Here is a 23,357-nt window from a genome sequence, read left to right as displayed (position 1 = left end):
CCCGCTCAGCGCCCGTCCGTGAAGGTCTCCCCCCGCTCCGCCTTCTCCACCAGCAGCGCGGGCGGGGTGAAGCGGTCGCCGTAGCGTTCGGCGAGCTGACGCGCGCGTGCCACGAACCCGGGGAGCCCGGTTCCCTCCCCGGGGCCGCCCTCGTAGCCGTTGATGTACTGGAGGACCCCGCCGGTCCAGCCGGGGAAGCCGATGCCGAACAGGGAGCCGATGTTGGCGTCCGCGACGGACGTCAGCACCCCCTCCTCGAGCAGCTTGACGGTGTCGAGTGCCTCGGCGAAGAGCATGCGTTCCTGCATGTCCCGGAAGGGGATCTCGGCGTCCGCGCGCGTGAAGTGCTCGCGCAGGCCCGGCCACAGCCCGACCCGCCTGCCGTCCTCGCCGTACTCGTAGAAGCCGGCGCCGCCGCTGCGGCCGGTGCGGCCGAACTCGTCGACCATGCGGTCGATGACGGCCTCGGCGGGGTGGCCGGGCCACACGCCGCCCGCTTCCTCCACGGCCCTCCTGGACTCGTTGCGGATCTTGCGCGGGAGGGTGAGCGTGAGTTCGTCCATCAGGGACAGGACCTTGGCCGGGTATCCCGCCTGGGCCGCCGCCTGCTCCACGGACGCGGGCTCGATGCCCTCGCCGACCATGGCGACGCCCTCGTTGATGAAGTGACCGATCACCCGTGAGGTGAAGAAGCCGCGCGAGTCGTTGACGACGATCGGCGTCTTCTTGATCTGCCGGACCAGGTCGAAGGCGCGCGCGAGCGCCTCCTCGCCGGTGCGCTCACCCTTGATGATCTCGACGAGCGGCATCTTGTCCACGGGCGAGAAGAAGTGCAGCCCGATGAAGTCGTCCTGGCGCTCGACGCCTTCGGCGAGGGCGGTGATCGGCAGGGTGGAGGTGTTGGAGCACAGCAGGGCGTCGGGGGCGACGACCTGCTCGATCTCCTGGAACACCTTGTGCTTGAGGGAGGTGTCCTCGAAGACGGCCTCGATCACCGCGTCGCAGCCGGCCAGGTCCTGGGGGTCGGCGGTGGGCGTGATCCGGGCGAGCAGCGCGTCCGCCTTCTCCTGGGTCGTACGGCCCCGCGAGACGGCCTTGGCGCACAGCTTCTCGGAGTAGGCCCTGCCCTTGAGGGCGGCTTCCAGGGAGACGTCCTTCAGGACGACGTCGATCCCCGCGCGGGCGCACGAGTAGGCGATGCCCGCGCCCATCATCCCGGCGCCCAGGACGGCCACCTTGCGGACCTGGCGGGGTGCGACGCCCTGGGGGCGGCTGACGCCGGAGTTGACGGCCTGGAGGTCGAAGAAGAAGGCCTGGATCATGTTCTTCGACGTCTGTCCGGCGGCCAGTTCGACGAAGTAGCGGGCCTCGATGACCTGGGCGGTCTCGAAGTCCACCTGGGCGCCCTCGACGGCCGCCGCGAGGATGTTGCGCGGCGCCGGGTAGGGGGCGCCGTTGGTCTCCTTGCGCAGGCTGGCCGGGAAGGCGGGCAGGTTGGCGGCGAACCGGGGATTCGACGGGGTGCCGCCCGGGATCCGGTAGCCCGGCCTGTCCCAGGGCTGCTGCGACTGCGGGTTCGCGTCGATGAAGGCGCGGGCCTTGGCGAGCAGGTCCTCGGGGCTGCCGGCGACCTCGTCGACCAGGCCGTTCTCCAGGGCTCGCCGCGGGCTGTACTGGGTGCCCTTGAGGAGGACCTTGAGGAGGGCGTCGGTGATGCCCAGCAGCCGGACGGTACGCACGACACCGCCGCCGCCGGGGAGCAGGCCGAGGGTGACCTCGGGGCAGCCGATCTTGGAGCCCGGGGCGTCCAGGGCGACGCGGTGGTGACAGGCGAGGGCCAGCTCGTAGCCGCCGCCGAGGGCCGCGCCGTTCAGGGCGGCGACGACCGGCTTGCCGAGGGTCTCGATGCGGCGGAGGTTGCGCTTGATCTCCAGTCCGCCGTCCAGCAGTTCCTGGGCCGTCCCGGGGGTGACGCGGATGAGGTCGCGCAGGTCGCCGCCGGCGAAGAACGTCTTCTTCGCGGAGGTGAGGATGACGCCCCGGACGGAGTCCTTCTCGGCCTCCAGACGGTCGGTGACCGCGGCGAGGGAGGCGCGGAAGGCCGCGTTCATGGTGTTCGCGGACTGGTCGGGGTCGTCGAGGACGAGGGTGACGAGGCCGGTGCGGTCCTGTTCCCAGCGGATGGTGGTGCTCTGTGTCATGACGGGCTCTCCGTAGAAGTCTCTGGGTTCCGCTGGGGTGGTCAGACGCGCTCGACGATGGTGGCGATGCCCATGCCGCCGCCGACGCAGAGGGTGGCGAGGCCGTAGCGCTTGTCCTGGCGCTCCAGTTCGTCGACGAGGGAGCCGAGGATCATCGCGCCGGTAGCGCCGAGCGGGTGACCGAGGGCGATGGCGCCGCCGTTGACGTTGACCTTGTCCAGGGACAGGCCCATGTCCTTGACGAACCGCAGGACGACCGCCGCGAACGCTTCGTTGATCTCGACGAGGTCGATGTCGCCGATGGTCAGGCCGGCCTTGGCCAGGGCCTTGCGGGTGGCGGGAGCGGGGCCGGTGAGCATGATCGTCGGCTCGGAGCCGGAGACGGCGGCGGAGACGATCCGCGCGCGGGGGGTGAGGCCGTGCCGCTCGCCCACCTCCTTGGAGCCGATCGCGACCAGGGAGGCGCCGTCGACGATGCCGGAGGAGTTGCCCGCGTGGTGGACGTGGTCGATCTTCTCCACCCAGTGGTACTTCTGGAGCGCCACCGCGTCGAAGCCGCCCAGCTCGCCGATGTCGGCGAAGGACGGCTTCAGCCTGCCGAGCGACTCGGCGGTGGTGCCGGGACGCGGGTGCTCGTCGTGGTCGAGGACGACGAGGCCGCTGCGGTCCTTCACCGGCACCACGGAGCGGTCGAAGCGGCCCTCCTTCCAGGCCGTCGCCGCCCGCTCCTGCGACAGCGCCGCGTACTCGTCGACGTCACGGCGGGAGAAGCCCTCGATGGTGGCGATGAGGTCGGCGCCGATGCCCTGCGGCACGAAGTTGACGCCAAGGTTGGTCATCGGGTCGTTGAACCAGGCGCCGCCGTCGGAGGCCATCGGCACCCGGGACATCGACTCCACCCCGCCCGCCAGAACGAGGTCCTCCCAGCCGGAACGGACCTTCATCGCGGCCAGGTTGACGGCCTCCAGACCGGAGGCGCAGAAGCGGTTCTCCTGCACGCCCGCCACGGTGTCCGGCAGTCCGGCCGCGATGGCCGCGATGCGCGCGATGTCGGAGCCCTGGTCGCCCACGGGGCCCACGACGCCGAGCACGATGTCGTCGATGGCGGCCGGGTCGAGGCCGGGGAAGCGGCTTCGGAGCTCGTGGATGAGGCCGACGACGAGATCGATGGGCTTCGTGCCGTGCAGGGCGCCGTTCGCCTTGCCGCGCCCGCGCGGGGTGCGGATCGCGTCGTACACGTACGCTTCGGTGCTCACTGGTAAGCCTTTCGGGAGGGTGGGCCGTGCGGGGCGGGGTCAGTCGCCCAGGTGCGGGAAGTCCTTCACAGGGGTCGTCACGGTGCTCGTCGCGGGGTACGCGCGGTGATCTTCGCGTGCGCCTCCTCGGAGGTCGCGGCCGCGGTCTCGGCCGGCGTTCTCACCGGGTCCGTCACGAGTTCCGGCACGTCCCAGTCACGGGCCACCTCGCGTGTGTCGGCGCCGGGCCGCGCGGGCCCGGTGCGGACGGCCGTGGGCGTCGCGGAGAAGCGGGGCGCGGGGGCCGGCTGGGTGATGCCTGCGTGGTCGGTGAAGGTGCCGCGCGCCGCGAGATGCGGGTGGCGCGGCGCCTCGCGCAGCGACAGCACGGGCGCCACACACGCGTCGGAGCCCTCGAAGACGACCGTCCACTCGTCCCGGCTGCGGGACCGGAAGCGCGCGGCGACGGCCTCGCGCAGCTCTCCCCACCGCGTCCAGTCCCTGCGGGCATCACGGAGGTCCTCGAGGCCGAGGAGATCCACGAACGCGTCGTAGAACTGCGGCTCCAGGGCGCCGACGGCCATGTACCCGCCGTCGGCGGTCTCGTAGGTGCCGTAGTACGGGCAGCCGCCGTCGAGCAAATTGGCGGCGCGCCGGTCCTGCCAGCTGCCGGCCGAGAGCATGCCGTGGATCATCGCGGAGAGATGCGCGGTGCCGTCGACGATGGCCGCGTCGACGACCTGCCCGGTGCCGCTCGCGCGCGCGTGGTGCAGGGCGGCGAGGACGCCCACGACGAGGTAGAGGGAGCCTCCCGCGTAGTCCCCCAGCAGGTTGGCGGGGACGGGCGGCGGCCGGTCCGCGGCGCCGATCATGCCGAGCGCGCCGGTGACGGCGATGTAGGAGACGTCGTGGCCCGCGCGGTCGGCGAGCGGACCGTCCTGGCCCCAGCCGGTCATCCGGCCGTAGACCAGACGGGGGTTGCGGGCGTGGCAGTCGCCGGGGCCGACGCCGAGCCGCTCGGCGACGCCCGGCCGGTTGCCCTCGATGAGCACGTCGGCGCGGGCGGCGAGATCGAGCACGCGCGCGGGGCCGTCCGGCGCCTTGAGGTCGACGATCACCGAGCGCTTGTTGCGGTTGGTGATGTCGTGGGCGGGATCGATGGCCAGAGCGGAGCCGCCGGGACGGTCCACCCGGACGACGTCGGCGCCGAGGTCGGCCAGCAGCATGCACGCGAAGGGCCCGGGGCCGATCCCGGCGAGTTCCACCACGCGCACGCCCTCCAGCGGACCGTGCCCGGTCGTCCGTCCCGTCGTCATCCAGCCCCCTTGCTGTGACACAACCGATGTAACACCAATGATGCTACGAACGTGTTCCACTGGACACAAGAGGTGAGCGAGCAAGCGCTTAGACACATGAGGGGCACCTGCCGTCGGCCTCCGCACTCCTCACGCTAGCCTCAGCCTCCGACAGCGGCGCGGGCTGCACGACGACGAAGGGATGTCATGAGCAGGCTGAAAAGGTCCGACCGTCCGTACGACATCGTGCTTTTCGGGGCCACCGGTTTCGTGGGAACGCTCACCGCCGAGTACCTCGCCGCCCACGCGCCCGCCGATCTGCGCTGGGCGGTCGCCGGCCGGGACGGCAAGCGGCTGGAGCGGTTGCGCGAGCGGCTCGGCGGGGAGGTGGGGGTGGTGCGGGCCGACGTCTCGGACCCGGCCTCCCTGCGCGCCCTCGCCGAGCACGCGCGCGTGGTGGCCACGACGGTTGGTCCGTACGTGTCGTACGGCGAGGAACTGGTGGCGGCCTGCGCGGACACCGGCGCCGACTATCTCGACCTCACCGGCGAGCCGGAGTTCGTGGACCTGATGTACGTACGGCACGACGCACGCGCGCGTGAGACGGGCGCCCGGCTGCTCCACGCCTGCGGCTTCGACTCCGTCCCGCACGACCTCGGCGCGTACTTCACCGTCCGGCAGCTTCCGGAGGGCGTGCCCCTGACCGTCGACGGCTTCGTGTCGGTGGACGCGGCCTTCTCGGGCGGCACCTTCGCCTCCGCGCTGGGACAGTTCGCGCGCGGACGGCAGTTGCTGGCCGCCGCACGGGAGCGCGGCCGCCACGAACCCCGCTTGGTGGGCCGCCGGGCCGCCGCGCCGGTGGGCGCGCCCCGCTTCGCCCCGGAGGTCGGCGCCTGGGCGCTGCCGCTGCCGACCATCGACCCGCAGATCGTGCTGCGGTCGGCGAGGGCGCTGCCGCGCTACGGGCCGGACTTCCGCTACCGGCACTACGCGGCCGTACGGCGGCTGCCCGTCGCCGTGGGCGGGGTCGCGGCGGTCGGCACGCTCGCCGCGGCGGCCCAGTTTCCCCCGGCCCGGCGCTGGCTGTCCGACCGGCTCAGGCCCGGGGAGGGACCCAGCGCGCAGAAGCGGGCGCGAAGCTGGTTCTCGGTGCGGTTCGTCGGCGAGGGCGGCGGCCGGCGGGTGTACACCGAGGTGGCGGGCGGCGACCCCGGCTACGACGAGACGGCGAAGATGTTCGCCGAGGCGGCGCTGGCGCTGGCCTGCGACGACCTCCCGCCCACCGCCGGGCAGGTGACGACGGCGGTGGCGATGGGCGAGGCACTGACCGGGCGGTTGACCCGGGCGGGTGTCCGCTTCCGCGTCGCGGCCCGCCGCTGACCGCTGCCCTGTCCTCTCTCCGGCCTCAGACCGGCCACCGCACCAGCGTGTAGATCATGCCGACGATCCAGCCGACACCCGCCAGGGCGCCGAGGATCAGCGCGGCGTTCACGGCACGCTCGACGGGCCGGTCGGGGTCGGCGAGGGGCTTCGGGGCACGGTGCGTGGTCATGGGCCCAGCCTGCCGAGCGACGGCGGGACGCACATCCGTACGAGTACTCAGTCGACGTACTCAGTCGACGTACTCAGCAGGCGTACTCGGGCGACCTGCTCGGGCGCACCGCCGAGCCCCGGCTCGGGCGACCCGCGCGGGCTGGTCGCCGGCAACAGGCGGCGACCAGCGCTTCCGCCGCCTGCCAGGAGGCCGGTCAGTGGCAGGCGGTCGCCTCCTGGAGGGCGCGCCGGCACAGTGAGTCCGCCCTCCGGGTCGTTTCCGGAAGGCGGAAGCGAGGGGTGAGGGCGAGCGTGTGGGCGCAGGCGTCGTCCAGGGTGACACGGTGGCCGACGGACACGAAGACCGGCTTCACCCCGGCCCGGGTGCGCAGCGCCCGCCCCACCTCCTCGTCCCCCGCCAGCAGCGGGGACGCCGAGCCACGCGGGGCGTCGGGGTCGTCGTAGGCGAAGGTGAACGGGTTCTTGGCGACGCCGATCGTGGGCAGGCCCGTGAGGACGCCCAGGTGGCTGGCGAGACCGAACCGACGCGGGTGGGCCAGCCCGTAGCCGTCGCAGACGACGAGGCCGGGCGGCCGGGACAGCGCGTCCAGGGCGGCGAGCACGGTGGGGATCTCGCGGAAGGCGAGCAGCCCGGGCACGTACGGGAAGGAGATCCGCCCCACGGCGGTGGCCTCGGCGACGACTTCCAGGCTCGCCGCGTCCAGCACGACGGCCGCCGCCGCGACCACGTCCCGCTCGTCGTCGTAGGCGACGTCGACGCCCGTCACGCAGCCCGTCCCGGGCGGCGGCCCCACCTGGTCGGTCACCACCCGGACCCGCAGCTCGTCCTGGACGGCGCGGGCCGCTTCCTCGGTCGCGGGCCAGCCCGCCGGAATGTCTACGGTCGTCATGGTGGGGACGAGCGTACGACTGCCGGGGACCGGCCCGCGATCGTGTTCCTCCGCCTACGCGTCAGCTCTTGCCGCCGAGCGCACGCTGGAGCTGGCTCTTGTTCATGTCCGAACGGCCCTTGACGCCCCGCCGCTTGGCCTCCTCGTAGAGCTGGTCGTACGTGGGCCCCTGCGAGCCCTTGCCGGAGCGCTGGCCGCCCCGTTTGCCGGACGACATGTCCTGGGTGGAGGTGCGGCTGGCGGTCTTGGACTCGCCGGACCGGGCGCGTTCCTTGTTGACCGTACGGGCGGCGATCTCCTTCGCGCGTCCGGCGCTCTCACCCCGGTCCTGCGCGCTCTCCTTGATGTGCTCGTACTGGCGCTCCCGCTTGGGGCTGGAACCGCGTGGCATGGGCGCTCACTCCTTTCACGTTCGCGCCCATCGGGTACCCCGAAACCGGCTCAGCTCTCCAGGCGTGCCACCCGCCCTTGTTCGCCGGCGGCCCAGCAGCCGAGGTCGGGGGTGCAGTCCACGGTGTCGTAGGAGCCCGTGTCGAGGGTGCGCCAGGTGCGGCCCGCGTCGGTGGTCAGGTCGGTGCCGGTGGGGCCGACGGCGAGGGCGGCGGAGCGGCTGTGCGGGAGCCAGGCGACGCCGGAGCGGTAGGCGGGCGGCGGCGTGGCGGCCGGCCGCCAGGTGCGGCCCGCGTCGCCGGTCGCGGCGGCCGCACGCGGGGAGGGCTTGTCGGCGCGGTAGTCGCCGCCGACGGCGAGGCCGTGGGTGCGATCGCGGAAGGCCACGGCGAAGACCCCGCGCGCGGGGTCCCCCGCGGGAACAGGGGTGTCGGCGGCCGTCCACGTCAGTCCGCGGTCGGAGGAGTGCAGCACACGCGCGCGTGCCGCTCCGCCGGTGGCCAGCCAGACGTCCTTCGCCCCGGAGGCGACCAGGCACTGCCCACTGGCCGCGAAGCCCGCCTCGCCGTCCAGGGCGGCCGGCATGCCGTCGTTCGGCAGCACCTTCCAGGAGCGGCCGCCGTCAGCGGTCGACAGGATGCGGAACCTGCCGTCCACCGGGTCGCTCATGGCGAGGCCGTGACGGCGGTCGAAGAAGGTCAGGCAGTCGTAGAAGGCGTGCGTGTCGGTGTTGCGGAAGGACTCCGTCCAGGTCGTGCCGCCGTCCTCGGTGCGGTACACGCGGGAGGCCTCGCCCTCGCCGATGGCGAGCACCACGGCGCGGCGCGCGTCGAACGCCTCGATGTCCCGGAACTGGAGGTCGGCGGCGCCGGGCGGCGAGACGTCCCGCCAGCTCTCGCCGCCGTCGGTGGTGCGCAGGACGGTGCCCTCGGTGCCGGACACCCAGGCGGTGTGCCGGTCGACCGCGGCGAGGCCCCGGAACCGTACGGCGGTCGTGCCGGTGTCCTTGAGGTCCCAGTGCGGCGCCCCGGGCCCCCGGCCGTGCGCCTCGGCGGGCAGAGCGGTCAGCAGGGCCAGCGCCGCCCCGCAGGCCGCCGCCACCACCCGGCCGCTCGCGCGTGCTGTCCGGACCGTGCGTCGCGTCTTCCCCAAGCGCCTCATGGCGGGCGAAGCTAGCCCACGGCTTTCGGTGGCGTCCAGATGCCGGCGATCACCTCAACCGCCCTACGAAGCACGGCAGGAGAGGTGAGTCACTCGCGTGCATGAAAGACGGTGACCGAGGTCACTCGGAAAGGGTGTGCACGGATCGGCCGGTTCCGGCGTCTCTTCCAGTGTCCGGACGCACCGCCCGGAAGATCGTCCCGCCGTCACGAGGGAGCAAGGCGTTGTCCACCGTCATAGAGCAGCCCGTAGAGGCACGTCTGGTCGCCGCCGCGCCCCGGATGCAGAACATCCCCGCCACCTTGTCCTACGACCGGCAGGACCCCTTCGCGGTCCGCATGACCTTCCCGGCTCCGGCCACCCTGGAGGGCGTCGAGGTCTGCTGGACCTTCGCCCGCGACCTGCTCTCCGCCGGCCTGCGCGACGCCGAGGGCCACGGCGACGTCCGGGTGCGGCCCTACGGGTACGGCCGCACGGTGCTGGAGTTCCACGCACCCGAGGGCACCGCCGTCGTGCACGTCCACACGGAGGAGATCCTCGGCTTCCTGCGGGCCACGAGCGAACTGGTGCCCGTCGGCACGGAGTGCCGGCAGCTCGACCTCGACCACGAACTGGCGGAGCTGATGCGGGACGCCTGTTAATGCGTTGACAGCCCTTCCGGGCCTTCCTACCGTGGAGAACGGTTCTGTTGCCGTCGATCGGAGAAGGACGTTGCTCGTCTGAGGTCTTGAGACACCGCGCCACACCTCCGGGGTGTGTGCGCCGCGTGCGACCTCGGCCTTGAGCCGTCCTGGCGGAGCAGTGCCTGCTGCATGTCTCCGCGCTCCCCCGCTGTCGCGGTGGTCGCCGCCTTCCGGTGTCTCGACACGTGTCGCCCCTTTCCGCACACGCACCCACGAGGCCCGCTGTGACTCACTCCATCACCTGTACCTCCCTCGCCTTCTCCTGGCCCGACGGCACCCCCGTCTTCGACGGGCTCGACGTCTCCTTCGGCCCCGGCCGGACCGGACTGGTCGGCGTCAACGGCTCCGGCAAGTCGACCCTGCTGAAGCTCATCGCCGGAGAACTCGCCCCCGCCGACGGCGCGGTGCGCCTCGCCGGCGAGGTCGGACACCTCCCGCAGAACGTCACCCTCGACACCACGCTGAAGGTCGACGCGGCGCTCGGCATCGCCGCGCAGCGGGCCGCACTGCACGCCATCGAGGCCGGCGACCCCTCCGAGCGGCACTTCGAGACCGTCGGCGACGACTGGGACGTCGAGGAGCGCGCGCTGGCCACCCTCGGCGAGCTCGGGCTCGGCCACATCGACCTCGACCGCGCCATCGGCGAGGTGTCGGGCGGCGAGTCGGTCCTGCTGCGGCTGGCGGCGCTGCTGCTGCGCCGACCGGACGTCCTGCTGCTCGACGAGCCGACCAACAACCTCGACCTGTACGCCCGGCGACGGCTGTACGCGGCGGTCACGTCCTGGCCGGGCGTCCTGGTCGTGGTCAGCCACGACCGGGAACTGCTCGACCTCGTCGACCAGATCGCCGACCTGCGCGCCGGGGAGGTCACCTGGTACGGCGGCAACTTCTCCGCCTACGAGGAGGCCCTGGCCACCGAGCAGGAGGCCGCCGAGCGCATGGTGCGCGTCGCGGAGGCCGATCTGCGCAAGCAGAAGCGCGAGCTGACCGACGCCCAGGTGAAACTGGCCCGCCGCAAGCGGTACGGGCAGAAGATGTGGGACAGCAAACGCGAGCCGAAGATCGTCATGGGCGCGCGCAAGCGCGCGGCGCAGGAGTCGGCGGGCAAGCACCGGATCATGCACGAGGAGAAGCTCGCCGAGGCCAAGGACCGGCTCGACGACGCGGTGGAGGCCGTACGCGACGACGACGAGATCCGCGTCGATCTGCCGCACACGGCCGTGCCACCGGGGCGGGAGGTGCTGCTGCTGCAGGACCTCCGGCTCGCGTACGGCGCGCGCGTGGACGGTGGTCTCGACCTGCGCGGTCCCGAGCGGGTCGCCCTCGTCGGCCGCAACGGCTCGGGCAAGACGACGCTGCTGCGCACCATCGCGGGTGAGCTGACGCCGGAGGCGGGCGAGGCGCACGCGCACGTGCCGCTGCGTTTCCTGCCCCAGCGCCTCGACATCCTCGACGGCGAGCGCACGGTCGCCGAGAACGTGGCCCGGTTCGCGCCCGGCGCCACCAACAACCGGATCCGGGCCCGGCTGGCCCGGTTCCTCTTCCGCGGCGGCCGTGCCGACCAGAAGGCCTCGACGCTGTCCGGCGGGGAACGCTTCCGGGCGAGCCTGGCGGCGCTGATGCTGGCCGAGCCGGCCCCCCAGCTGCTCATGCTGGACGAGCCGACCAACAACCTCGACATGGCGAGCGTGCGCCAGCTGACCACCGCCCTGGAGTCCTACGAGGGCGCGCTGATCGTGGCCAGCCACGACCTGCCGTTCCTGGAGTCCATCGGCATCACCCGGTGGCTGCTGCTGGACGGGCGGCTGCGCGAGACGACGGCGGAGGAACTGGCGGATCCGGCGTAGCCGCCGTGCCCGCGAGGTGCCGCGGGCTGCCCGAGGGCGGCGGCCGCGGCGGCCTTGCGGCTCATCGCACGGCGCAGGGGCGCCCGCCCACCGAGCTGCAGGAGGGGGCGGTCCCTACGACGCGGCCGGGGCACCTACCCGGGGAGGAAAGGGCGCGCCGGGCGCCGCCGGGCGGGCGGGGCGGGACCCCGCGGACCCGGTCCGGCGCGGCGGGTCGTCGCATGGTCTCAGGAGGGGCACATTGTTACCGAGGGGTTTTGTCCTGGTGGCCGGGCCCTGCATGATGACTGACCGGCGCCGCGTTCGAGGCGCCGGTTGCGCCACCCGATTCGGAGACCTGGACGTGCCCAGCAAGAAGGCCCTCATCCGCCGCCCCAGCCCGCGCCTCGCCGAAGGCCTGGTGACGCACGTCGAGCGGGAGAAGGTCGACGTGGAGCTCGCCCTGGAGCAGTGGGAGGCGTACGCCGAGGCCCTGCGGGCGCACGGCTGGGAGACCGTCGAGGTCGACCCGGCCGACGACTGCCCCGACTCCGTGTTCGTCGAGGACACGGTGGTGATGTACAAGAACGTCGCCCTGATCGCGCGCTCCGGCGCCGAGTCCCGGCGCGACGAGACCCTGGGCGTCGAGGAGGCCGTGGCCCGCCTGGGCTGCTCGGTGAACTGGATCTGGGAGCCGGGCACCCTGGACGGCGGTGACGTGCTCAAGGTCGGCGACACGATCTACGTCGGCCGGGGCGGCCGTACCAACGCGGTCGGCGTCCAGCAGGTGCGCGCCGCCTTCGAACCGCTGGGCGCGCGGGTCGTGGCCGTGCCGGTGAGCAAGGTGCTGCACCTGAAGTCGGCCGTCACGGCGCTGCCCGACGGCACGGTGATCGGTCACATCCCCAAGGTGGACCGGCCGTCGCTGTTCCCGCGCTTCCTGTCGGTGCCCGAGGAGGCCGGCTCGCACGTGGTGCTGCTCGGCGGCCCGAAGGTGCTCCTCTCGGCCGCCGCGCCGCAGACGGCGGACCTGCTCGCCGATCTCGGTCACGAACCCGTCGTCGTGGACATCGGCGAATTCGAGAAACTCGAGGGATGTGTGACATGCCTCTCGGTGCGACTGCGTGAGTTGTACGCCTGAGCGGCGGATCCTCTCACCCGTTCAGCCCTGGGACCTGCGGTTCCCGGGGCCGTTCGACATGCCCGGAACGACCCTGCGCAACACGCCTGATCAGCGATCTTTACACGGTCCTTAACCTACGACTTCGTAACCTACGGATACGTAGCCTACGATCCCGTAAGTTCCGGCTTCGCGCGCCGGATTGTTCCACTCCGTTTCACGTCCCCTGGAGTATTCGTGTCGATCACCACCCCTCACCTCGGCAGCCCCGCCGTCTGGACCGACGCCAAGCTGCTGTACGCGCTCGAGGAAGTGGTCGAGCAGGAACTCAACCGGCACCTGAAGGTGACCAAGGACTGGATGCCCCACGAGTACGTGCCGTGGAGCGACGGCCGCAACTTCCCCGGCCTCTTCGAGGACGGCGAGGCCTGGGAGAAGGGCCAGTCCAAGGTCACCGAGATCGGCCGGATCGCGCTCGTCGTGAACCTGCTCACCGAGGACAACCTGCCCAGCTACCACCACGAGATCGCCTCGCTCTTCGGCCGGGACGGCGCCTGGGGCACCTGGGTGCACCGCTGGACGGCCGAGGAGGGCCGGCACGGCATCGTGATGCGCGACTACCTGCTCGCCTCGCGCGCGGTGGACCCGGACAAGCTGGAGCAGTTCCGGATGGCCCACATGAGCGAGGGCTTCGAGTCGGACAACCGGCATTCGATGCTGCACTCGGTCGCCTACGTCGCCTTCCAGGAGCTGGCGACCCGCGTCTCGCACCGCAACACCGGCCACCAGTCCGGCGACCCGGTCTGCGACCGCATGCTGGCGCGCATCGCGACCGACGAGAACCTCCACATGGTCTTCTACCGCAACCTCCTGAAGGCCGCCTTCGAGCTGGCCCCCGACCTCACCATGCAGGCCGTGCGGGACGTCCTCGTCAACTTCCGCATGCCCGGCCACGGCATGCCCGGCTTCGAGCGCTTCGCCGCGCAGATGGCGATCGGCGAGGTCTACAACCTGCGCATCCACCACGACGACGTCATCCAGCCCGTGCTGCGCTTCCTGAAGGTCATGGAGGTCGACGGCCTCGGCCCCGAGGGCCAGAAGGCGCAGGAGGAGATCGGCCTGTACATGGGCGGCCTCGACTCGGAGGCCTCGAAGTTCGACGAGAAGCTGGCGACGCGCAAGGCCCGGATGGCGGCGCGGGCGGCCGGCTGACCTGCCCCCGCCTCTCGCTTCGACGGCTCGCACGGGGAATCGATCTCCCGGTGCGGGCCGTTCGCGCCTGCGGCCATGCCGCCACGGCTGACGGCGACACGGTCCGGCAGGCGGTCGGCATCCTGGTCGGTCCGGCCGACGAGGACACCGCCGACCGGGCCCGGGCGCGGATCGCACTGCACCCGGCGTCCGACGGGACCGCGGCCACGCTCCGGCGCAGGCCGAACCGCGCGGGAACCCGGCCCGCCCTGCCGCCTCGGTGGGGCGATGCAGCCCGGGGCGCCGGGTGTCGAAGGGGGCGGGGCGGCTGGATTCGAACCAGCGTGATCCGGTTTTGGAGACCGGTGCGACTGCCTCTGCGCTACGACCCCGCCCTGCCCGAGAGCGTAATGCCTTGGCCCGTGGTCGGTGGGGCCCGGTACCGATGCCGGACAGGGACCGAGCACGGCAGCCAAGGGCGCGGGGGCTCGGCCGCCGGAACCACCACCCGTACGTCGAGGACCTGACGGCGCACGGGCTGGAGCCGGTGCGGCAGCGGAAGTTGTGGACGTCGGTGCTCAAGGGACCGCGGCGCAGAGCGGACGGGGGCGGGCGGGCGCAGGGGCGTCAGTCCTCCGCGGACGCCTCCGGGGCCGCCGTGCGGTGCACGCTGCGTACGGCCGCCACGTCGGGCGGCACGGCCGGGGCCGGGACCTGGGCGCTGAGGGCCGCCAGGCGGCGTCTGACGGTGGCGGCGACACCCTGCCCGAGGACGAAGCGGGTGGCGCTGGCCGCGCGGGGCGCGTGATCGAGGATGCGGTGGGCCTCGCGGCTGCGCAGGCCCGTGTGGCGCAGGACGAGGTGGGCGAGGCGGTGCTCACCGGCCGCCAGCGTCCGCCCGATGGTCTCGGCGGCCGTCAGGTCCAGCCGGTTGTCCGCCGCTCCGAGCACGGCCGCCGCCCGGACCCGGCCGAGGTCCAGCAGGGTGACACCGGCGACGGTGGCCGCGCCGACCAGGCGGGCGGCCGGGGAGGGTCCGACGCCGTTGCTGGCCACCGACAGCCGGGTGAGCCGTCCGTACGGCGCCCGTTCGAGGGCGCCGGCGAGCCGGAGCGTGCCGACGTCACCCAACCGGGCGGCGGAGACGTAGAGTTCGCCGATCGCCCCGGCGGCGACCACGGCCGCGAGCGCCTCCGCGCCCGCCTCCCCCAGCGGGTTGCCGCCGACGAACAGCCGCTCGACCCGCCGCCCGTCGTCGGCGGCGGCCAGCAGCGCGTCGGCGAGTACGGTGACGCCCGCCGCGTCGAGTCCGGTCTGCACCAGGTCGAGGGTGCGCAACGCCCGGGCGGATTCGACGAGTTCGGCTCCCGCCCGGCCTCCGCCGCGGCCCAGCGGGTTGCGTTTGAGCCACACCCCCGTGACCACCTGGGGCGAGGCGCGCAGCTGGTCGGCGATACGGCAGGCGCCGCCCGCGGTGATGCCGTTGCAGCCGAGGTAGAGCGTCTCGACCGGAGCATCCGTACCGGCGACGGTCGCGGCGCCTTCGTCTCCGAGGGCGTCGGTGCCGAGGAGCAGATGCCGTACGGGCGAGGGCCCGGCGGCCAGCGCCTCGGCGACCAGGGCCGCGCCCTCGGCCCCCAGGCCCTGCTTGCACAGGTCGAGCCGTCCGTCGGGCAGCGCGGTGCCCGACGCGAAGTCCAGCCGCTCGCCCGCCGGACGTCCGGCCCGCAGCCAGTCGAGCAGCGGGGCGAGATCGGCGAGGGGGCGGGGCGCCACGTGGGGCACTCCGGCGAACCCGGCCGGTCCCGGTCCCGCCGCGGTCTCCTCACTCACCACTGGGCCTCCCGGTAGTCCTTGAGGAACACTCCGGACACCGGGTGGCCGGCCTCGCCGCGCACGATCGGGTCGTACACGCGGGCCGCGCCGTCCACGATGTCCAGCGGGGTGCGGAAGCCCGCGCCCGCCATCCGGGCCTTCTTCGGCGCCGGGTTCTCGTCGGTGATCCAGCCCGTGTCGACGGCGCACATGTGCACGCCCTGCTCGGCGAGCGCGGCCGCGCTGGTGCGGGTGAGCATGTTGAGGGCGGCCTTGGCCATGTTGGTGTGCGGATGCCCGGGCATCTTGTTGCGCACCGCGAACCGGCCCTCGACGGCCGTCACGTTGACGACGTACCGGCGCGGATGCGGGGAGGCCAGCAGCAGCGGCAGCAGCCGGTCGCACAGCAACGCCGGCGCGAGGGCGTTGACGAGCTGGGTCTCGAGGACCTCTGCCGGGTCGAGCGCGCCGAGCCGGGCCGACCAGGAGTTCTCCGGGGAGGGATCCGGCAGCAGTCCGGCCTCGTCGGCCTCGCGCAGGGCGGCGGGCAGCGCGGAGAGCGAGCCGCCGAGGCCCCGCAGCATCCGCATCGGGGTGAACCCGGGCGCCGGGCGGGTCCCTTCGGGCAGCGCGTCGTGCTCTCCTGCGGCCAGCAGGGCGTAGGACTGCGGCGGGCGGCGCACGGTCTGCGCCGCGTTGTTGACGAGGACGTCGAGCGGGCGGCCCTCCCGGCGCAGTTCCTCGCACAGCCCCAGCACCTGGCGCGGGTCGCGCAGATCGACGGCGACGACGGTGAGGCGGTCCAGCCACTGCGCACTGCCGGGCGCGGCACGGAAACGGCGCAGGGTGTCATGCGGGAAACGGGAGGTGACGACGGTCTCGGCGCCGTCCCGCAGCATCATCAGCGCCAGCTGGAAGCCGATCTTCACCCGGCCGCCGGTGAGCAGGACGCGGCGCCCGCTCAGGTCGGTGCCGAGCGAGCGGCGGGCCGCGTTGTCGGCGGCGCAGACGGGACAGAGCCGGTGGTAGAAGGTGTCGACCTCTCGATAGGCCGACTTGCAGACGTAGCAGGTGCGCGGCCGGTGGAAGCGTCCGCCCCGGCCCGCGTCCCGCAGCGGCGCGTCCTCGCGCCGGTCCAGCGCGCCGGTCGCTGTCGCGGCCATCGTCGCCGCGTCGGCGGCCGCCACTTCGGCGCCCCGCTCCTTGCGCCGCCGGAGCCGTCCGTCACGCGCGAAGGACGCGGCGACCTGCTCGGCCCGCAGCCGTACGGGATCGTCGACGGGCAGTGCCCGCAGCCTGCCCACGACGTCATGGAAGGCGGTCAGCTCCGCCTCGGTCACCGGCGGGCCGAAGGCCGCCCCCTCGCTGTCCTGGCCCATGCGCCGCCGCCCCGCCCCGTCCCCGCTCCGCGCTCGCCGTACCGTGGTCCCGACCGGATTCGAACCGGCGTATCCACCCTGAGAAGGTGGCGAGTCTGCCTCTGCTCTACGGGACCGCGCACGCATCCGGACGACCGGATTCCAACCGGCGTCATGCGCCGGAGCAAGGCGAGGCGCCTGCCTCCGCGCCACGTCCGGACACGCCCCGGATCCTAACCGCACCCCCGCGACGCGGTCACTCGGATTCGGGGTCGCCGCGACGGTGCGGCTCAGTGCGCCGTGCGCCGGAGGATCAGGCGCTCCTTCTCGGACATGCCACCCCAGACGCCGAAGCGCTCATCGTTGTCCAGGGCGTACTCGAGGCAGGCGGAACGCATCTCGCACATGCCGCAGATGCGCTTGGCCTCCCGCACCGAGCTGCCGGGCTCGGGAAAGAAGAACTCCGCGCCGGTCTGTGCGCACAGCGCCTCACGCTGCCAGCCGAGGTCGGGTGTCGGAATCGTGTCGGTGTACATGGCCAGAATCGTGCCCGGCGGCGAAAAACGTTCGATCAACGCCGGATATACGCGGCGCCCGAGGGCCCCCGGCCGCCCGATGATGCTCCCGCCGGACACCGCCGCGCACGGCGGCGCGCGGTGCACCGGGCAGACTCCCGGAACGCCGAGCGAGGTTCCGACATCTCACCATGACAGTGGGTGACCGTCGCCCGCCTTCCAGGGGCAGCCCCGGAGCCGGGCCGGTGGTCGCACTCCGGCAGCGATTGTCAGTGGGCGGTGCGAGACTCGGCAGTGCAGAGGACGGGACCCCTTCGAGGAGGGCAACGATGCTCACCACCCGCTTCGTCAACGGCGCTCCGAACTGGATCGACGTCGGCACGTCCGACATCGACGGCGCCACCTCCTTCTACGGCGCTCTCTTCGACTGGCGCTTCCGGTCGGCGGGACCCGACGCCGGCGGCTACGGCTTCTTCCAACTGGACGGGAAGACCGCGGCGGGCGGCATGCAGACCACGTCCGCGCAGGGCCCGCCGTCGTGGACGGTCTACTTCCGCACATCGGACGCGCAGGCCACGGCGCAGGCCGCCGAGCGGAAGCACGGTGCGGTCCTCCTCGCGCCGATGGACGTGATGGGGCAGGGCACGATGGCCGTCCTCGCCGACCAGGCGGGCGTGCCGTTCGGACTCTGGCAGCCCGGACAGACCGAGGGCGTGGACGTGGCGAACGAACCCGGCGCACTGTGCTGGGTAGAGCTGTACACGCCGGACGTCGCCGCGGCCGCCGCCTTCTACAACGCGACGCTGGGTCTGGAGACCTCGGCCGCGCCGTTCCCCGGCGGCACCTACACCTGCGTCAACCCGGCCGGCGCCGGGGAGGAGGCGATGTTCGGCGGGATCGTACCGCTGGCCGACGACCCGACGGAGGCCGGCTCCGGCGCGTACTGGCTGCCGTACTTCGAGGTCGCCGACGCGGACACGGTCGTGGCCGAGGCGGAGAAGCTGGGCGGCAGGGTGCGGATGCCCGCCACGGACGTCGAGGGCGTCGGCCGTGTCGCCAAGCTCGCCGACCCCTACGGGGCACGCTTCGCCGTGATCAAGAGCGTGCCACAGGAGATGTGAGGCGGTACGGGACGGCACGGGAGCGGGCCGATCCGGTGGCGGGCGGGGCGGGACCGGTGCGACTGCCGCGGCCGCCCCGGTCAGGCCGAAGCGCGGCGCACCAGGGTGGTGGGCAGGACCACGCCGCCCGGCGCCTCGTCGGCGACGCTTCGGTCGAGGCGGCGCAGCAGCAGACGGGCCATGATCCGGCCCATCTCCTCGATGTCCTGACGGACGGTCGTCAGCGGCGGATCGCTCTGTTCGGCGACGGGCAGCATGTCGTCGAAGCCGACCACGGCGACGTCCTCGGGTACCCGCCGCCCGCGTTCACGCAGGACGCGCAGGGCGCCCGAGGCGGCGAGGTCGTTCGCGGCGAACACGGCGTCCAGGTCGGGGCAGCGGTCGAGGAGTTCACGCATGGCCCGCTCGGCGTCGCCGGGGGTGAAGTCGCTCTCGACGACGAGCCGTGGCTCGTTCACGCCCATGACCTCGCGGTATCCGTCGAGCCGGTCCGCCGCGGAGGTCTGGTCGAGAGGGCCGGTGATGTGCGCGATGCGGGTGCGGCCGAGCCCGGCCAGCAGGCGTACGGCCTCGCGGGCACCCCCGCGGTTGTCGCTGTCGACATAGACCACGTCCCGCGTGCCGTCGCTCCAGCCCGGACGGCCGCCGAACACGGTCGGGACGCCGGCGCCCTGGATCAGCCCGGGGAGGGGGTCGTCGAGGTGCAGCGAGAAGACCAGGGCCCCGTCGACGTGGCCGCCGGCGAGGTAGCGCGCGACCCGGGCGTGGTCGTCGCGGCCCTCGGTGAGCAGCAACACCAACTGGTTGTCGTGAGCCGTCAGTTCCTTGCTGATACCACGGAGCTGAAGGGCGAAGAAGGGGTCGGCGAAGACACGGGTCTCCGGTTCGGCGATGACCACGGCGACCGCGTCGTGCCGCTTCGTCACCAGGCTGCGGGCCGCCTGGTTGGGGACGTACCCGAGTTCCTCCACGGCCTGCCGGACCCGTTCGACGAGCGGCTCGCGGACGCCGTCCCCGCCGTTGACGACGCGCGACACGGTCGCCCGGGAGACTCCGGCCCGCGCGGCCACGGCCTCCAGCGTGGGACGCGACGCTGTCTCGGTCACTTCGGGGCTCCTCCTGGCCGGGTGCGGCTCAGGATAGCTCCGGGGGGACGGCCGAGGTGAGAGCGCTCTCCGAACGCCGCCCGTCAGTGCTCGTGCGCCTCGCCGGTTCCGTCCGGCACCACAGGCTCCTGCGACCGGTGCGACTCCTGCGGCTCGTGCGACTGGTGCGGCTCGTATCCGGGGATCGTGCCGTCGGGCTTCCTCACCAGGAACAGTCCGACCATGCCCATGTCGGAGTGGCTCTGTACATGGCAGTGGTACATCCACGCGCCGGCGCCCACCCCCTCCCCCGCGATCACCTGGAAGCCGAAGGAGTCGGCCGGACCCACGATCTTGTTGTCGACGACCTGGCTCGGGTCGTCGGGGCCGCTGAGCAGGCCGGTGCGGTTGTCGGCCCAGCGATGACCGTGCATATGGAAGGTGTGGTAGTACTCGCCGTGCGTGATCATGACGAACTCGACCCGGTCGCCCACCGTCGCCTCGACGTCGGGGCCCTGATGGCCCGCATGGACGGGTCTGTTGTTGATCGTCATGTCGTTGAAGACGATCGTGTGGGTGGCGTCGGGCAGGATGTCGCCCTTGCGCCGGACGATCACCGGTCCGTACAGGCCCTTGCGGATGCCGCCGGTGCCGTGTTCGGTTCCCACGACGTGGTCGTGGTAGTGCCAGTAGCCCGCGCTGCCCGCCCGCCAGGTGCCGTCGGGGCGGCGACCGGGGGCGTGGGTGCGCCAGGTGTAGGTGCGCGTACCGCCTGGCTCGATATCGCTCCCGTTCAACTTCGTCCCGTCGCTGGACACTTCGTAGTCCAGGCCGTGAACGTGCAGACTCGCGGCCACGTCCAGGGTGTTCTCCACCTCGATGTGGACGGTGTCGCCCTCGTCGAGTTCGATCAGCGGCCCGGGGATGGTGGCCTTCCCCTTCTCGAAGCCGTAGCCGAGCTGTCCGTCGGCGAGCTTCTCCGCGTACAGCTTGAGGTGTTTGACCACTCCCCCCGCCGGCGCGGTCCTCACCGGCCTGTCGGCGCTCACCGCCCTCGGCGCCAAGGACAACGATGTCGCGGCGGCCGCACCGCCCAGCAGCACCCTGCGGTTGAACCCGCGTCTGTCCATGCCGAACTCCCCACGCTGGTACGGAATTTGGGACGACGAAGAAGACGAGCCTGTGATGAACCTGTGAGACGGTACCGGTCGTTCCGCCGTTTCTCCACACTCAGGACAAAGTTCGTGCCATTGCGGTCATAGCTCTTGGCGAGTCATGCAAACGGGGTCTAGCTTCCTTGGCGCTGCCGCTGTGACCGAGGAGGTGCCCATGCACTTACGAGGGTTGAGTACGAGAGGACGAATCCGGGTGACCGCCGTGGCGTGCGCCACGCTGGTCGCCGGACTGCTGACCGCGCCGGCCGCGGAAGCACGTCCGGCCCCCGAGCCACCCCTGACAACGATGTCCATCACGTCGCCCCCGGGCGGCCCGAAGGTACGGGTGCTGATCTTCCACGGGTCGGCCGCGGCCGGGGAGGAGTCACCGGTCGTCAACGCCGGTATCGAGGCCATCGAGCGGATCGGCCTGTCCGGACCGGCGGACGAGCGGTTCGAGGTCGAGGCCACGGACGACGCCTCGGTCTTCACCAGCGGGTCCGAGCTGAGCGGTTACAACGCGGTCGTGTTCCTGACCGGGGGCGGTGACGTCCTCGATCCGGAGCAGGAAGCCGGCCTGGAGGCCTACATGGAGGCCGGCGGCGGGTTCGTCGGTGTCCATGACGCCGCCAGGGCGGAGCCCTACTCGGCCTGGTTCACCGGCCTGATCGGCGCCCGTCCGGCCGCGTCGAGCCCGACCGCCGTGCAGCGGGCCACCGTGGAGGTCGGCGACCGGCGGCATCCCGCCACCGGGGCGCTGCCGCTGGAGTGGAAGCGCCCGGACCTGTGGCCGAACTGGGTGAAGAACCCGTCCGGCGAGGTGCACACCGTCGCCCGGGTGCGCGAGTCGACGTACCAGCCGGGCGCGAGCGCCAACGGCGTCGACCATCCGGTGAGCTGGTGCCGTGACTACGACGGCGGCCGCTCCTTCTACACCGGCATGGGCGGCACGGTCGCGTCGTACGACGAGACGGACTTCCGTACGCATCTGCGCGGCGCCCTGCTCTGGACCTCACGGCTCGTACAGGCCGACTGCAAGGCGACCATCACCGCCAACTACAAGGCCGAGCGCCTGACCCCGGCCAACCAGCCCGGCCTGAACGACCAGATCGGCGAGCCGCACGGCCTGGTCACCGCGCCGGACGGCCGTGTTCTCTACATCGGGCGGGGCGGCGCCGACTCCTCCCGGCCGGTGATCACCGACTGGAACAACCCGGACGTGGGCAAGGGCAAGGGACAGATCCACGTCTACGACCCGGCGACCAGGAAGGTGACGTCGGCCGGGGAACTGACGGTCTTCGGCAACAAGGGCGGCGGCGACGAACTCGTCAAGGTCGAGGAGGGGCTCCTCGGCATCGAGCTCGACCCGCGCTTCGAACAGAACGGCTGGGTGTACCTGCACTACACGCCCCACTCCGGGGTCGACCGTGACACACGGACGGCCGAGCGGCGCGTCTCCCGCTTCACGCTCGACCTCGCCACCAACCGACTCGACCTCGGCAGCGAGAAGGTGCTGCTCAAGTGGCCTGTCCAGGTGCACAGTTGCTGTCACGCGGGCGGTGGGCTGGCCTGGGACTCGAAGGGCAACCTGTACATCGCCACCGGTGACAACAACTCCAGTGGTTTCAGCGGCGGTTACTCCGGCAACAACCCGCAGCCGAACTTCAAGGGCCTCTCCTTCGCCGACGCGCGCCGTACGGCCGGAAACACCCACAACCTCAACGGCAAGATCCTTCGCATCCATCCGGAACCCGACGGAACGTACACGCTGCCGGCGGGAAACCTGTTCACGGGCCGGGAGACCGACGAAGGCGGTGGCAAGACGCGCGGCGAGATCTATGTGATGGGCGTCCGCAACCCGGCGCGCATCTTCGTCGACCGCACCACCGACATCCTGTACGCGGGCTGGGTCGGCCCGGACGCGGGCGAGCCGTCGTCCACCTGGGGACCGGCGAAGTACGACACGTTCGCCGTCATCACCCAGGCGGGCAACCGGGGTTGGCCGTACTGCATGGGCAACAAGCAGCCCTACCGGGACCGCAACCTGCCGGATCCGTCACAACCGCTGGGCTGGTACGACTGCGACCACCCGAAGAACGAGTCGCCGAACAACGACGGCCTGGTCGACCTGCCGCCGGTCACCGGCAACAACATCTGGTACTCGCCCCAGGGCGGCGCACCCGACTACCCGCGCGACGTCGACGGCGTCCCCTCCTACCGGCAGGACCAGGCGACGTACCGTCTGCCGTGGCTCAAGGGCGGCGGCCAGGCGGCGATGAACGGGCCGGTCTACCGCTACGACGCCGCCGGTCCGAGCGCGGTCAGGTGGCCCGCGTACTGGGACGGCAAGTGGTTCGTCGGCGACTTCTACGATGCCGATCAGCCGCGCAACGCGGTGGTCATGGACCCGAGGACGCAGGGGTCGGGCGGTCTGCCGGTCCATTCGGAGTCACTGAAGAAGATCGTGCCGGTCGGCAACGACGGCATCAAGAACCTCATGGACTGGAAGTTCGGCCCGGACGGCGCCCTGTACGTCCTCGACTACGGCCGCGGCTTCTTCACCTCGGACGCCAAGTCGGCGCTGTGGAGAGTCACTTACCAGGGCGGCGGCCCGACACCGGCCGCCGACCGGCTGGCGAGGGGGACACGGTGACACCACAGACGCAACGAACACCGCGAACGCGACGAACACCGCACACGCCGCTGATACCGCGAACCCGGCGGACACGGCAGACACGGCGGGCACGGCAACGAAGCGTCTGG

General features: G+C 72.3%; 19 protein-coding genes and 3 tRNA genes. 7 read left to right on the top strand and 15 right to left on the bottom strand.

From position 1 onward, the window contains the following. Nucleotides 1–5 precede the first annotated feature (5 nt). The 3 genes from QF030_RS34005 to QF030_RS33995 form a co-directional block, all read right to left on the bottom strand. On the bottom strand, nucleotides 6–2,201 hold the full coding sequence (locus tag QF030_RS34005) for a 3-hydroxyacyl-CoA dehydrogenase NAD-binding domain-containing protein (RefSeq protein ID WP_307166388.1): 2,196 nt from the start codon (nucleotides 2,199–2,201) through the stop codon (nucleotides 6–8). 41 nt (nucleotides 2,202–2,242) lie between these two features. Next, on the bottom strand, nucleotides 2,243–3,457 hold the full coding sequence (locus QF030_RS34000; protein ID WP_307166387.1) for an acetyl-CoA C-acetyltransferase: 1,215 nt from the start codon (nucleotides 3,455–3,457) through the stop codon (nucleotides 2,243–2,245). A 77-nt stretch (nucleotides 3,458–3,534) separates the two neighbouring features. Further along, nucleotides 3,535–4,752 carry a CaiB/BaiF CoA transferase family protein gene (locus QF030_RS33995; RefSeq protein ID WP_307166386.1) on the bottom strand — a complete coding sequence of 406 codons (1,218 nt, stop codon included), beginning with the start codon at nucleotides 4,750–4,752 and terminating at the stop codon, nucleotides 3,535–3,537. Nucleotides 4,753–4,938: 186 nt separating this feature from the next. Between QF030_RS33995 and QF030_RS33990 the strand changes: the two genes are divergently transcribed. Beyond that, nucleotides 4,939–6,111 (top strand): saccharopine dehydrogenase family protein, encoded by a 1,173-nt coding sequence (locus QF030_RS33990; protein ID WP_307166385.1) that lies wholly within the window; start codon nucleotides 4,939–4,941, stop codon nucleotides 6,109–6,111. A 25-nt stretch (nucleotides 6,112–6,136) separates the two neighbouring features. On the opposite strand, the gene mmpA is transcribed toward QF030_RS33990, so the two are convergent. The 4 genes from mmpA to QF030_RS33970 all read right to left on the bottom strand — a co-directional run bounded on the left by mmpA (nucleotide 6,137) and on the right by QF030_RS33970 (nucleotide 8,726). Next, nucleotides 6,137–6,283 (bottom strand): morphogenic membrane protein MmpA, encoded by a 147-nt coding sequence (gene mmpA, locus QF030_RS33985; protein ID WP_307166384.1) that lies wholly within the window; start codon nucleotides 6,281–6,283, stop codon nucleotides 6,137–6,139. A 196-nt stretch (nucleotides 6,284–6,479) separates the two neighbouring features. Further along, nucleotides 6,480–7,175, bottom strand: a complete 696-nt coding sequence (locus QF030_RS33980) for an endonuclease V (RefSeq protein WP_307166383.1) — start codon at nucleotides 7,173–7,175, stop codon at nucleotides 6,480–6,482. A gap of 61 nt (nucleotides 7,176–7,236) precedes the next feature. Further along, nucleotides 7,237–7,566, bottom strand: a complete 330-nt coding sequence (locus QF030_RS33975; RefSeq protein ID WP_307166382.1) for a plasmid stabilization protein — start codon at nucleotides 7,564–7,566, stop codon at nucleotides 7,237–7,239. Between the two features lie 50 nt (nucleotides 7,567–7,616). Next, the gene (locus tag QF030_RS33970) at nucleotides 7,617–8,726 is read right to left on the bottom strand and encodes a WD40/YVTN/BNR-like repeat-containing protein (RefSeq protein ID WP_307166381.1); all 1,110 of its coding nucleotides are present in this window, start codon (nucleotides 8,724–8,726) and stop codon (nucleotides 7,617–7,619) included. Between the two features lie 224 nt (nucleotides 8,727–8,950). Here QF030_RS33970 and QF030_RS33965 point away from each other — a divergent pair, with 224 nt between their 5' ends. The 4 genes from QF030_RS33965 to QF030_RS33950 all read left to right on the top strand — a co-directional run bounded on the left by QF030_RS33965 (nucleotide 8,951) and on the right by QF030_RS33950 (nucleotide 13,567). Further along, entirely contained in the window at nucleotides 8,951–9,367 is a 417-nt protein-coding gene (locus QF030_RS33965; protein WP_307166380.1) for an SsgA family sporulation/cell division regulator, read from the top strand. A gap of 266 nt (nucleotides 9,368–9,633) precedes the next feature. Next, on the top strand, nucleotides 9,634–11,256 hold the full coding sequence (locus QF030_RS33960) for an ABC-F family ATP-binding cassette domain-containing protein (RefSeq protein WP_307166379.1): 1,623 nt from the start codon (nucleotides 9,634–9,636) through the stop codon (nucleotides 11,254–11,256). Nucleotides 11,257–11,599: 343 nt separating this feature from the next. Then, nucleotides 11,600–12,376 carry a dimethylargininase gene (ddaH, locus tag QF030_RS33955; RefSeq protein ID WP_307166378.1) on the top strand — a complete coding sequence of 259 codons (777 nt, stop codon included), beginning with the start codon at nucleotides 11,600–11,602 and terminating at the stop codon, nucleotides 12,374–12,376. A gap of 216 nt (nucleotides 12,377–12,592) precedes the next feature. Continuing rightward, nucleotides 12,593–13,567, top strand: coding sequence for an acyl-ACP desaturase (locus QF030_RS33950; RefSeq protein ID WP_307166377.1), 975 nt, complete (start codon nucleotides 12,593–12,595; stop codon nucleotides 13,565–13,567). 297 nt (nucleotides 13,568–13,864) lie between these two features. Here the strand turns inward: QF030_RS33950 and QF030_RS33945 are convergent. From QF030_RS33945 to QF030_RS33920, 6 genes are all read right to left on the bottom strand, one after another. Next, nucleotides 13,865–13,940, bottom strand: a tRNA-Trp gene (locus tag QF030_RS33945). Between the two features lie 233 nt (nucleotides 13,941–14,173). Further along, a complete protein-coding gene (locus QF030_RS33940) occupies nucleotides 14,174–15,379 on the bottom strand; it encodes a ribonuclease inhibitor (RefSeq protein WP_307166376.1) in 1,206 nt (401 codons plus the stop codon). Beyond that, entirely contained in the window at nucleotides 15,376–16,740 is a 1,365-nt protein-coding gene (locus QF030_RS33935; RefSeq protein WP_307166375.1) for an SDR family NAD(P)-dependent oxidoreductase, read from the bottom strand. The genes QF030_RS33940 and QF030_RS33935 overlap by 4 nt, the downstream gene beginning before the upstream one ends. A gap of 44 nt (nucleotides 16,741–16,784) precedes the next feature. After that, nucleotides 16,785–16,856, bottom strand: a tRNA-Glu gene (locus tag QF030_RS33930). A 9-nt stretch (nucleotides 16,857–16,865) separates the two neighbouring features. Beyond that, a tRNA-Ser gene (locus tag QF030_RS33925) sits at nucleotides 16,866–16,938 on the bottom strand. Nucleotides 16,939–17,009: 71 nt separating this feature from the next. Then, on the bottom strand, nucleotides 17,010–17,255 hold the full coding sequence (locus tag QF030_RS33920; RefSeq protein ID WP_373428934.1) for a WhiB family transcriptional regulator: 246 nt from the start codon (nucleotides 17,253–17,255) through the stop codon (nucleotides 17,010–17,012). Between the two features lie 308 nt (nucleotides 17,256–17,563). Here QF030_RS33920 and QF030_RS33915 point away from each other — a divergent pair, with 308 nt between their 5' ends. Continuing rightward, a complete protein-coding gene (locus QF030_RS33915) occupies nucleotides 17,564–18,355 on the top strand; it encodes a VOC family protein (RefSeq protein ID WP_307166374.1) in 792 nt (263 codons plus the stop codon). An 80-nt stretch (nucleotides 18,356–18,435) separates the two neighbouring features. Here QF030_RS33915 and QF030_RS33910 read toward each other — a convergent pair whose 3' ends face one another. Together QF030_RS33910 and QF030_RS33905 are read right to left on the bottom strand one after the other, a co-directional pair. Next, the gene (locus tag QF030_RS33910) at nucleotides 18,436–19,461 is read right to left on the bottom strand and encodes a LacI family DNA-binding transcriptional regulator (RefSeq protein WP_307166373.1); all 1,026 of its coding nucleotides are present in this window, start codon (nucleotides 19,459–19,461) and stop codon (nucleotides 18,436–18,438) included. Nucleotides 19,462–19,544: 83 nt separating this feature from the next. Further along, nucleotides 19,545–20,570, bottom strand: a complete 1,026-nt coding sequence (locus tag QF030_RS33905) for a multicopper oxidase domain-containing protein (protein WP_307166372.1) — start codon at nucleotides 20,568–20,570, stop codon at nucleotides 19,545–19,547. Nucleotides 20,571–20,769: 199 nt separating this feature from the next. On the opposite strand from QF030_RS33905, the gene QF030_RS33900 reads away from it, so the two are divergent. Next, nucleotides 20,770–23,247 carry a ThuA domain-containing protein gene (locus tag QF030_RS33900; RefSeq protein WP_307166371.1) on the top strand — a complete coding sequence of 826 codons (2,478 nt, stop codon included), beginning with the start codon at nucleotides 20,770–20,772 and terminating at the stop codon, nucleotides 23,245–23,247. The last annotated feature ends 110 nt before the right edge of the window (nucleotides 23,248–23,357 follow it).

It is taken from the genome of Streptomyces rishiriensis (assembly GCF_030815485.1).
Taxonomy (GTDB): Bacteria; Actinomycetota; Actinomycetes; order Streptomycetales; family Streptomycetaceae; genus Streptomyces; species Streptomyces rishiriensis_A.
This window is presented reverse-complemented; position numbering and strand designations above follow the sequence as displayed.